We start from the raw sequence: 9618 nt of genomic DNA on the forward strand, positions 1-9618 counted from the left end.
ATGTATATCAATAAATTAAAAAAATTTGATTCAAACTTAAGTTTGAATTGTAAAAAAAGCTGACACGACATCAGCTTTTATGACTGACTGCATTACCAGATTATATCATTTAGGGATGAATCAAGCAGGGTGAATCAAGAGTCGTTTTTTGCGCACGACTTCTTTTCTGCAACCTGACGCTGCAGCACCTGCTAACCTCGGTGTAAAAATAAGCCGCCTGTTAGTGAACAGTGTATCCATCTGCTGCTATTAGCTTTCGCGCTTTCTCTAAATCAAGCGCTTCGATAGGCTCGGCCAGATAATAAGGCAGGGTCACAGGGGTTTCGCTGAGCTTAATAAGATCCCCCTCTTGCAGTCTTTCAATCACCGAGTGCAATGTCGCTTCAAGGTTAGCCGGAGCAGAAGCATATCTACTACTGATGTAATCCAGCAATTCCTGAATTGAATGAGCGCCATCTGCTAACGACACGACAAGCCCCAGCCATTCATCTAAAGGCGTCACATTATCCGGCTGATTAATATCAACCAAGCCGATTTCGTTATTTTTCCGCGTATAAACGACGGTACGATAGAAGTATTGTGAATTATTCATAAGAAAAACCTGCGTTAGCTTTATTAACCTGAGAAAACATTGATGACCCTATCGTTAAGTTTATACATGCCCCAGGAGCCTGTCGGACTTGACCGGTCGTAGCGAGGTGAAGATCGATTTGAGACAGCTTTGATCCTGTTCAGAGGCAAATAGTGGTTCTATTAAACGAAAAACAGGATCGAAAATGGCCAAATTAGACTTACTCACAGTAGATCAGCGTTAAGTCCGACAGGCTCCTAGCAATCTGAAGCTCCAGTTTTCGACTTCATTAGTTTCAAGACGCAGTATGACCTTAGCCATCCAACTACTCGACAGTTTGCTTTGCTGCTTCAATGTTAACAGACCCTCTTTATTCAACGGATCAGCAAAGAAAATCTCACAGACTTCACGCACCGTCATCGCATCAGGCACTCTTTCCAGCAGCACAAGCGGTTGATTGACACTCACGACTCCAGGCTGAATCACCCGATACAGCCAACCACAAAGGCTTAGTGCCTGCATCTCAACAGAAAACTTCTCGATCCCCCAACGTTTATTCAGCTTAAAACAGGGCGAACGAGGCTGACTAACTTCGATGATAGCTTCGCCCCATTGATAGCGGTCTCCCAGACACACTGTGTCTTCAGTCATCCCTTCTGAACTGAGGTTTTCACCCATTCCCGGAGCCTGCCACAGATTATCAGCGCCATATTTTTCGCGCCAGTATGCATAGTGCTCCAAAGGGTACTGATGCAAGGCTCGTTCAAGTCCGCCATGGTAACGCTGCTCGGCACACTGATCGCCCTCCAGCCCCATATCAGAGAGATATAAATTTTTCTCAACCCTGGAGGTTTCAAGCCCGTAGCGCTGCGCTACTTGCCCGCAATAGACGCTATCGAGGTAGTGCCGGTTGTTCATATCATCCTCTTATCTAAGCAGAACAGGAGGCATCCATCTTACATTGTTGTGCCGACTCAGGTATCTGTAAAACCAGCTACGTTTGTCAAAGCACATTTTACTACATCAAATCAGAACGGTATAACCATCGACATTACATGCCTCTTTTGAGGCATTAATTCAGTATACTGTCGCGTACAGGGCGTAAAAGAAAAATCAGAATTAACGGCACAACTTAGCGGACAAGTATTTACTTACAGTATTTTAATTCAAGACCAATGATGGCATTGCATCGACAGCATTTTCCATCGCCGTATTCCAGAGATTACGTAAACTACGCATGTATTCGTCATCTTCTCCGAATAATCTGTATTGGCCTAATTTGAGACTGCCATTCTCCAGAACATATAGTTCAATAGGAGGCCCTACCGTCAAATTACTTTTTAAAGTTGCGTCCATGGAGATAAGACCGCAGACGATCGCCTGATCAACAGATGTGCTTTCCTGAATCACCCGGTCCAGGATAGGCTTGCCATATTTTGCTTCACCTATCTGTAAATAAGGTACGTGACTTGAGCTTTTTATAAAATTACCCTGCGAATAAATCATGTACAGCGCATTCGCTGATCCCTGAATCTCGCCTGCCAATAAAAACGTAGCTTCAAACACGCCTCCACCGCCGGCTTTGGCCTGCACAGCCACACTTACTTTACCGATATATTCAGCCAGTTCATGCATATCGCTAACGGTAAGCAAACTCGGGCTTGCGCCGTTTTTAACATCGCGCTCAAGTTTAGCTATCACGGACTGGGTAGTCGCCAGATTACCGGCACTGCATAAAACAAACTGTCGCTCACCAGGAACTCCATAGCGCCACATTTTGCTATAAGTACTAATGTTATCGACCCCCGCGCTGGTGCGTGAATCCGATATCATTATCGTCGCCTGATCAATTTTTATACCCAAACAGTAGGTCACTATAAACTCCTGATAAGGATGTCATATTGCAGCCACAAAAGGCACTCGGACACCGGGAATGACTGAATTGCGAAACATAAACCCCGCAAATTTCGCACATTATAGATCTTAACGCCGAGAAATATTATTTATTTACACTCTGATATGAAAATCCAGGGCGTTAGCTTTAGAGGAAGGCCGGTGCTATCTGCCTGGTCGCCCACAGAACAGATAAGATGCAGGTAAGATACAGATAAAAGTTACTTTGGTTTATCTAGCTGAAAAGGCTCATCTGCCCTCTATGTCAGTCTTGTTAGTGAGCACTTGTGCTTGAAAGCAGGCTAAGCACTGCAACACCACTAACGATAAAACCTATGCCAATGAACGCCCACACATCAAGCTTTTGTCCATGCACGATATAAGCAATAGCTGCAACGAGTACAATTCCTAAACCTGCCCAAACGGCATAGGCAACCCCTACAGGAATAGTTTTTAGCGCTAAAGATAGAAAATAAAAAGCGACAACATATCCAGCAACGACAACGAAAGAAGGCACTAGCTTGCTAAAACCCTCACTGGACTTGAGTGCAGACGTTGCGACAACTTCACCTATAATTGCAATAGCCAAGAACACCCAATACTTCATGCATTTTTTCCAAGATACCTAACGAGCCAAGCATTATACCTAGCAACCTTAGTAAACACTCATTTAGTAAGCATCTATCACGAAAAACACACGACACCCATCATTTTCCTTTATAATAGCTGCCCTGTATTTTTGGCTGTGGCTGTGTCCACAAAGGATAGATAATGAAGTTTTCCTCTTTAGACCTGGCTCCCGAGCTGCAACGTGCTCTGGATGCCTGCGGCTACAGCCAGATGACACCGATTCAAGAGCAGGCGATTGTGCCGGCGCGCCGTGGTAAGGATGTGTTAGCGAATGCACAAACGGGTACCGGCAAAACAGCGGCGTTTACTGTGCCTATTTTACAACAGATGCATGACCGCCCTGCGACAACGTTGCCAGGGCATGTGCGTACGCTGATTCTCGCCCCGACACGTGAGCTGGCTGAGCAGCTAACCAATACGATAAAAGGCTATGCACAATTTCTACCCTTTACGGTTAAAGGTATCTATGGCGGTGTGAGTACTGACTCGCAAAAAGGCAAACTAAAAGCCGGGGTCGATATTCTGATTGCGACGCCAGGGCGATTACTTGAGCATGTTGTGCAATGTAATATCAGCTTGTCTAAAGTTGAGTTTGTGGTGTTGGATGAAGCTGACCGAATGCTCGATATGGGCTTTATCAGCGACGTTCATAAGCTCATCCAACAAACATCAGCGAAACATCAAACATTGATGTTCTCTGCCACAGTGACACCTACCGTTAATGAGTTGGCAAAAAAACTGATGACTCGCCACGAAATTATTCGTGCGGCTAAACAAAACGCTACTGCCGATACCGTGGAACATGTGGTTTATCCGGTTGAAGAGCGCCGCAAGCCCGATCTGTTTGTTGAGTTGATCAAAAAGCATGACTGGTTTCAGGTACTGGTGTTTACCAGCACCAAAGCCCAGGCTGATGAATTAGTCGTCGATCTGAAAATGGACAAGATCACTCATGTTGTTTGCCACGGCGATAAAACACAAGGATCACGCAAACGCGCCTTAGCAGATTTTAAAGCCGGCAAAGTACAGGTAATGATCGCGACCGAGGTTGCCGCTCGCGGTTTAGACATCAAAGGGCTTGAGTATGTTGTTAACTATAACCTGCCCTACCTTGCCGAAGATTATGTACACCGTATTGGCCGTACAGGCCGTGCGGGCGCTAAAGGCCACGCTATTTCTTTTGTTAGCCGTGAGGAGGAACGCGCACTGGATGATATCGAACGCCTGATCGGCAGTCCTATCAAGCGCATCTATCAAAAAGGCTATGAAGTCGGCAGCCGCGACAATATCCGCAAACAGCTCTCACAAAAAGCGCATAAACCACGCACCAACAAAGCCAGCCAAACGAAGATCATCCGTAACAAGGTGTCAGAAACAAAAGCGAAGGGCAAAACCAGGCAGAAACAAAAGCAGCTCAAAAAATAGCCACTGACTAGTTAACCGTTTTGCTGCTCAGGCATGTTAGCGACAACATGCCTGAGCTTTTTACCCTGAATAATTTATTCCCGATCCAGTTATTCCCGATCAAGTTATTCCCGATCAAGTTATCGCCGGACAAGCTGCACCTGAAAAGAACATGTACAAAGTATATATCTGATAATACATACCTGAAGTGAACTGAAGCATTCAACGCGACATCCGCCTGTTAGCAGCCAAGACCCCAACGACGTAAAAAGTCTGTCACTGTTTTTCGATTCTGGTAAAATTTCTCCCCTAATTATCTTAATCTTTAAAATAGCCTTCATAATTAACTCCCAAACAGGACAGTTTACCCATGAGTCTTGCCGATAAAGTGCTAGCCGTTAATAACGACCTGCCGATTCGTACCAATAGCCCAGTCCACAGTGGTAAAGTTCGTTCTGTTTATTGGTTAACCGAAGCAGACAGCCGTCGTCTTATCCAGCAGAAAGGTTACGATGTTGCTGCTGACGCGCCCTTGGCTATCATGGTCATCAGCGATCGCATCTCGGCGTTTGACTGTATCTGGCATGGCGAAGGCGGCATGAATGGCGTGCCCGGCAAAGGCGCTGCTCTCAACGCAATATCCAATCACTGGTTTAAACTGTTCCGTGAAAACGGCTTAGCCGATAGCCATATTCTGGACATCCCGCATCCGTTTGTCTGGATCGTGCAAAAAGCCAAACCAGTGATGATTGAGGCGATCTGCCGCCAGTACATTACTGGCTCCATGTGGCGCGCCTACTCTAAAGGCGAGCGTGAGTTCTGTGGAATACAGTTACCTGATGGTCTGCAAAAAGACCAGAAGCTCGCCGAACTGCTGATCACGCCGTCGACCAAAGGCATCCTCAAAGGGATTCCGGGCGTACCCGAGGCGGATGATGTGAACATCACGCGCAACAATTTAGAAGATAACTTTGCGGCCTTTAATCTGCGCAGCAAAGACGATATCAATCAGTACGAAAAACTACTCAAGGAAGGCTTTGGCGTAATCAGCGATGCGCTGGCCGCGTTGGATCAGATTTTTGTCGATACCAAGTTTGAGTTTGGTTATGTTACTGATGCTGCCGGAAATGAAAAACTCATCTACATGGATGAAGTCGGCACACCCGACTCTTCGCGTATATGGGATGGGGCGGCCTACCGTGAAGGCAAGATTGTTGAAAACTCTAAAGAGGGCTTTCGCCAATGGTTGCTTAATCATTTTCCAGACCCCGATATTCTACTCAATAAAGAACGCATGCCTGAACGCGCAGCACTCGCCCGTGACAACGCATTACCTGAAGCGGTCATGATGAGCATTTCCGCTACCTACGTGGGCATTGCAGAAAAAGTTACCGGAAAAAAACTGCTGCTTTCCGACAATCCAAAAGCAGATATTATTGAAATATTACGTGATCAATACGATCTCATAGAGTAGAAAACCATTTTTAAATTCCGATTTGGGTTTTAATCAAGATTCGAGGCGATTGATGCCATATTTAAGCAGACCTGTTTAGCCTGCCTCTGACACATAGTCTGGCAGTTACTCTGATATCTTCTCTTACACTAACCGTGTTGCTTAGCAGCCAAACGGCACGTGCAGAAATTTATAAGTAGCGTGACGCAAGCGGTAAGCTTCATTACACCAGCACACCCCGTGTGCTGGCCCCTGATTTTCAAGAAATCCAACTTCAAACAGCACCGGCTGATCGTGCCAACGCACGAAGACAGGAGCGCCTGCTCAATCAGAAAAAGCGTGACATCCAGCGCATTGAACGAGATAAAGAAAACACGCTGGCTGAGCAAAAGGTCATGTTAAAACAAGAAGCCCGTGATAAAGATATGTGTGAGAAATACCAACAGCGTTACGCCGCGTACCAGAAAGAGGGTATTAAAGGCGTCAACCTCACCACAGGAAAAACGCAAAAGCTAACAGGCGCTGCTGCACGCAACGCCCTTCAAGGCACTAAAGAAAATGTCGAGCTTTTCTGTCACCAGCCTTTTTGATCTATATCCAGCTGCCTGAATGTCAGTTGAGTTAACTCAGATTTAGTAGCCCTGATGGAGTAGCCCTGATATAGAGATCAGATTATATCAAGAGCACTCCACGGCCTTGATATACGCCTGAAATGCTCGGCACCACAGGCCTTACATGGTTCAATCAGGCTGGTTTTTTTCAGCTGCATCTGTTGCTGGCAACTCTGACATTCAAATGTTCCTACCGCTGCAATTTCACCCGCCATATACTCATCTGCTTCATTTGCCAGTTGCTCTCTTAAGCGCTCCTGATCTATGCGGGTTTGATCTGCCAGCGCAACCAGCTTTTCTACTACAGTGTTTTCAAGAATATTCAGGTCGAAATGCAACCAGGCAGCGATTCCTTCACCGGTTTCATGTGCGTAATAACCGAGTTGTTTAAGATCACGTTTCAGATAAGCCGTCAGCAGATCCATCTCATCACGCGTCATCTCTTCTGCCGTCAGCTCCAACTCGACGGCCTCTTCAATTTTTTCCTGCAAATAATCCCATGAGTGGTGCTCTACATTTTCCAGCGTGTCCGTCAGACGATCCAGTACACGATTGTATATGCTCGGCACATCTTGCTTAAACCCTGGCTGATTGCTTTCTGATGACTTTTTAGATTCTTTATCCATTTTCAACTCCGATACTGCAGAATTAGACGGCCTATACTGCTGTTGATAGCAGGGCTTATATTGTATGCTATGCAGCATACCCTGAACTTACCAGCAGACTCTTTAACCGGCATCAATATAAGCCGGTTTTATTGTTAGAGATTTCTATAAGATACTACGATGAACGATCAATACGAACCCCAAAAGATTGAAACCCAGACTCAACAGTACTGGGAAGAGAATAATAGTTTCTTATGTACGGAAGACACCAGCAAAGAGAAATTTTACTGTCTTTCGATGTTCCCTTACCCTAGCGGCCGCCTGCACATGGGCCATGTTCGTAACTACACCATTGGCGATGTGATTTCACGCTACCAGCGGATGCAAGGAAAAAACGTTCTTCAGCCTATGGGCTGGGACGCATTTGGCTTGCCTGCTGAGAATGCGGCGATGAATAACAATGTACCGCCAGCCAAATGGACTTACGAAAATATCGATTATATGCGCGATCAGCTGAAGCTGATGGGCTTTGGTTATGACTGGAACCGCGAACTAGCGACCTGCCATCCTGAGTATTATCGCTGGGAGCAGTGGTTCTTTACCCGTCTGATGGAAAAAGGGCTGGTTTACAAAAAAGAAGCAGAAGTGAACTGGGACCCTGTCGACATGACGGTTCTGGCAAACGAACAGGTCATTGATGGTCGGGGCTGGCGCTCTGGCGCATTAGTTGAGCGCAAGAAAATCCCGCAATGGTTCCTGAAAATCACCGATTATGCAGACCAGTTGGTCGACGATCTGGACAAACTGACCGACTGGCCAGAACAGGTTATCACTCAGCAACGCAATTGGATCGGCCGTTCTCAAGGTGTTGAGCTAACGTTCCACGTTGAAGACGGCAGTGATCTGGATGTCTTTACAACCCGCCCTGATACGTTAATGGGTGTGACCTATGTTGCCGTTGCGGCTCAACATCCGCTGGCACTCAAAGCTGCTGAATCTAATCCCAAGCTGGCTCAGTTTATTGATGAATGTAAAAACATCAAAATGGCTGAAGCCGATATGGCAACCATGGAAAAACGTGGCATGTCACTGGGTATTAATGCGACGCATCCTCTGACGGGGGAACAGGTACCTGTCTGGACAGCTAATTTTGTCCTGATGGATTACGGCTCAGGTGCAGTCATGGCCGTTCCTGCTCATGATCAGCGTGACTGGGAATTTGCTAAAAAATACGATCTGCAGATCAAGCAGGTTATCGACTCTACTAATAATGATGTAACAGTCGATATCGAAAAAGAAGCATTCACTGATAAAGGTATTCTGATCAACTCAGGCAACTTTGATGATCTGGAATATGAGGTTGCTTTTAAAGCGATCGCTTCTGAGCTGGAACGTCAGCGCAAAGGCAAAGTCACTATTAATTACCGGCTGCGCGACTGGGGTGTTTCCCGTCAGCGTTATTGGGGTACCCCGATCCCGGTGATTAACTGTCCTTCCTGTGGTCCGCTGCCCGTCCCTGAAGATCAATTGCCGGTCGTGTTGCCAGAAAACGTTGAGTTTGACGGTAGCGGTTCACCGATCAAAAAAATGGACAGCTTCATTAATACCACCTGCCCTTCATGTGGCGGTGCGGCTGAGCGTGAAACAGACACCTTCGATACCTTTATGGAATCAAGCTGGTACTACGCTCGTTACGCGAGCCGTTCAACTGAAAATGCTATGCTTGATCCGGAAAAAGCCAATTACTGGCTACCCGTAGACCAGTATATCGGCGGCATTGAACACGCTATCTTACATCTGCTCTATTCTCGATTTTTCCATAAACTGATGCGTGATGAAGGCCTGGTTACTTCTGATGAGCCCTTCACCCGCTTACTCTGTCAGGGAATGGTACTGGCTAATACCTACTACCGGGAAGATGACAAAGGCGGCAAAGTGTGGATTGCGCCTACCGATGTAGTCACCGAGACAGACGACAAAGGGCGCATTATCAGTGCGGTGCATAAAGACGACGGACTAGCGGTAGAGCAAGCCGGTGTCACGAAGATGTCAAAGTCGAAAAACAACGGCATTGATCCGCAGGTGATGATCGATAAATACGGTGCCGACACCGTACGCTTGTTCATGATGTTTGCAGCACCACCTGAGCAATCACTGGAATGGTCTGATTCGGGTGTAGAAGGGGCTAATCGCTTCCTGCGCCGCTTATGGAAACATGTACACGACCACCTTCTGGGCGGACAAGATGTGGTTGCACTGGACAGCAGCGCTCTGACTGAACCACAGAAAGAACTGCGCCGTAAAGTGCATGAAACCATCCGCAAAGTATCTGACGATATTGAACGCCGTCAAACATTCAATACGGCTATTGCTGCCGTTATGGAGCTGCTCAACAGCATCACTAAATTTGTCGATGCCAGTGATCAGGGACGCGCGGTTATGCGTGAAGCA

Annotated in this window: 9 protein-coding genes; 4 read left to right on the forward strand and 5 right to left on the reverse strand. The window is 46.5% G+C overall.

Annotation, left to right across the window (positions count from 1 at the left end):
• Positions 1–220: 220 nt before the first annotated feature.
• From ABY436_RS17105 to ABY436_RS17120, 4 genes are all read right to left on the reverse strand, one after another.
• The gene (locus ABY436_RS17105) at positions 221–592 is read right to left on the reverse strand and encodes a hypothetical protein (protein ID WP_372740143.1); all 372 of its coding nucleotides are present in this window, start codon (positions 590–592) and stop codon (positions 221–223) included.
• A 219-nt stretch (positions 593–811) separates the two neighbouring features.
• Positions 812–1489: an MOSC domain-containing protein gene (locus ABY436_RS17110; protein WP_372740144.1), complete on the reverse strand. Its 678-nt coding sequence runs from the start codon at positions 1487–1489 to the stop codon at positions 812–814.
• A gap of 243 nt (positions 1490–1732) precedes the next feature.
• A complete protein-coding gene (locus tag ABY436_RS17115; protein ID WP_090725144.1) occupies positions 1733–2446 on the reverse strand; it encodes a peptidase in 714 nt (237 codons plus the stop codon).
• Between the two features lie 292 nt (positions 2447–2738).
• Entirely contained in the window at positions 2739–3071 is a 333-nt protein-coding gene (locus ABY436_RS17120) for a multidrug efflux SMR transporter (RefSeq protein ID WP_372740145.1), read from the reverse strand.
• Between the two features lie 164 nt (positions 3072–3235).
• Here ABY436_RS17120 and ABY436_RS17125 point away from each other — a divergent pair, with 164 nt between their 5' ends.
• The 3 genes from ABY436_RS17125 to ABY436_RS17135 all read left to right on the forward strand — a co-directional run bounded on the left by ABY436_RS17125 (position 3236) and on the right by ABY436_RS17135 (position 6541).
• Entirely contained in the window at positions 3236–4519 is a 1284-nt protein-coding gene (locus ABY436_RS17125; protein ID WP_372740146.1) for a DEAD/DEAH box helicase, read from the forward strand.
• A gap of 349 nt (positions 4520–4868) precedes the next feature.
• Positions 4869–5972, forward strand: coding sequence for a phosphoribosylaminoimidazolesuccinocarboxamide synthase (locus tag ABY436_RS17130; RefSeq protein WP_372740147.1), 1104 nt, complete (start codon positions 4869–4871; stop codon positions 5970–5972).
• Positions 5973–6193: 221 nt separating this feature from the next.
• Complete coding sequence (locus ABY436_RS17135) at positions 6194–6541, forward strand: hypothetical protein (RefSeq protein WP_372740148.1); 348 nt, start codon at positions 6194–6196, stop codon at positions 6539–6541.
• Positions 6542–6618: 77 nt separating this feature from the next.
• Here the strand turns inward: ABY436_RS17135 and ABY436_RS17140 are convergent, their stop codons facing one another.
• Positions 6619–7188 (reverse strand): zinc ribbon-containing protein, encoded by a 570-nt coding sequence (locus tag ABY436_RS17140; protein ID WP_372740149.1) that lies wholly within the window; start codon positions 7186–7188, stop codon positions 6619–6621.
• Positions 7189–7347: 159 nt separating this feature from the next.
• On the opposite strand from ABY436_RS17140, the gene leuS reads away from it, so the two are divergent.
• Positions 7348–9618, forward strand: a 2271-nt coding sequence (gene leuS / locus ABY436_RS17145; protein WP_372740150.1) for a leucine--tRNA ligase, incomplete at its 3' end; no start/stop codon positions are given.

This window comes from Neptunomonas sp. (assembly GCF_041601355.1).
Taxonomy (GTDB): domain Bacteria; phylum Pseudomonadota; class Gammaproteobacteria; order Pseudomonadales; family Balneatricaceae; genus Neptunomonas.